The sequence below is a fragment of the Heyndrickxia coagulans DSM 1 = ATCC 7050 genome, from assembly GCF_000290615.1.
GTDB lineage: Bacteria > Bacillota > Bacilli > Bacillales > Bacillaceae_C > Weizmannia > Weizmannia coagulans.
Genome location: NZ_ALAS01000220.1, coordinates 1 through 590, shown reverse-complemented (window position 1 = coordinate 590; position 590 = coordinate 1). Strand labels below are relative to the sequence as shown.

Here is a 590-nt window from a genome sequence, read left to right as displayed (position 1 = left end):
GCGCCAGCTTTACTCCAATGCATCCCCCTTTTCTTCATTCTGAATGAGATATGCCTTTGATTTGATTCCATTGCCCCCAGGCCTCTCGCACCTTCCGGTACGTTCTCTACCTTGTCCCTCCAGTCAAAAATGCGGTCCCAGTTTTTTAGGATGTACGAACGAAACTCCTTGACTTTCTTAAGGCTCTTTTCATCCGTCAATGTGCTTTCATGCGTATCCAAATACAATGTGAATTGGTCTAGGTCATGCGTTCTAATCGCTTTTCTAATTTGCTCTTTGATCTCGCTCTTTCCGCCCCCGAATGTCCTTACGATGGCTTGTGCAACGTGGTAGGTATCCAGCTGGTTGAGCACCGGAAATTCCGACTGTGAGAATGCTGTTTGAAACCGTTCAGCTGTATACCCTGCACCTCCATCGCTGTTTGTAATGACATGCGCTTTTTCAAGAGAGTAGGTGTTGGCAGCTTTGGCTTGCACTTCATCCCAAAATGTCTGGATTGCTTCCGTCGTCATGATAACTGTTGGCTGACGCAGGGAGACCCTTTTGCCATTGGCTTCCCATCCCTCATAGAGAATGGCGTGGTGGACTTC

The 590-nt window shown here is 47.8% G+C and carries 1 protein-coding gene; it reads right to left on the bottom strand.

What is annotated here, in order from left to right:
- Window positions 1-590: UPF0236 family transposase-like protein (locus IC21_RS12175; RefSeq protein WP_035180925.1), on the bottom strand; the 590-nt coding region annotated here is incomplete at both ends.